The sequence below is a fragment of the Oscillibacter valericigenes genome, from assembly GCF_021531915.1.
GTDB classification, from domain to species: domain Bacteria; phylum Bacillota; class Clostridia; order Oscillospirales; family Oscillospiraceae; genus Oscillibacter; species Oscillibacter valericigenes_A.
Window position 1 is genome coordinate 1 of record NZ_JAFBIV010000049.1, and the last position, 557, is coordinate 557.

The window sequence follows — 557 nt, forward strand, 5'->3', positions numbered from 1 at the left end:
CCCGGAACGGGCTCGAACCGTCGACCTCTAGCGTGACAGGCTAGCGTTCTAACCAACTGAACTACCGGGCCATTTATGTGGCTCGACTGGAGCATTATATCACATACAACAAACGTTGTAAAGACTTTTATGGCAGGGGCAGAAGGATTCGAACCCTCGGCACGCGGTTTTGGAGACCGCTGCTCTACCAGCTGAGCTATACCCCTAAATCGCTTGAGGATATCCCCTTCAGGCGACAACCATAATGGTGGGCCTTCGGGGACTCGAACCCGGGACCGATCGGTTATGAGCCGACTGCTCTAACCAACTGAGCTAAAGGCCCGTGCCGGTGTTTTATAGAAAGTATTGCCGCCACCCTGTGGCGGCAATACTTTGGCTCCCCCAGTTGGACTCGAACCAACGACACCGCGGTTAACAGCCGCGTGCTCTACCGACTGAGCTATGGAGGAATATCTCAGGCCCCGACTCGATTGAACCAAGGCCTGTGTTGGCGTTACCTATCTTCCCGGGCCGTCGCCAGCCAAGTATTGTGGGCAGAAGTGAGCTTAACTACCGTG

General features: G+C 55.1%; 3 tRNA genes. All 3 read right to left on the reverse strand.

Annotated elements, in window-relative coordinates:
* Positions 1–130 precede the first annotated feature (130 nt).
* A tRNA-Trp gene (locus JQM66_RS12445) sits at positions 131–206 on the reverse strand.
* A gap of 39 nt (positions 207–245) precedes the next feature.
* Positions 246–322: transfer RNA gene (locus JQM66_RS12450), tRNA-Ile, on the reverse strand.
* A 51-nt stretch (positions 323–373) separates the two neighbouring features.
* A tRNA-Asn gene (locus JQM66_RS12455) sits at positions 374–449 on the reverse strand.
* Between the last annotated feature and the right edge of the window lie 108 nt (positions 450–557).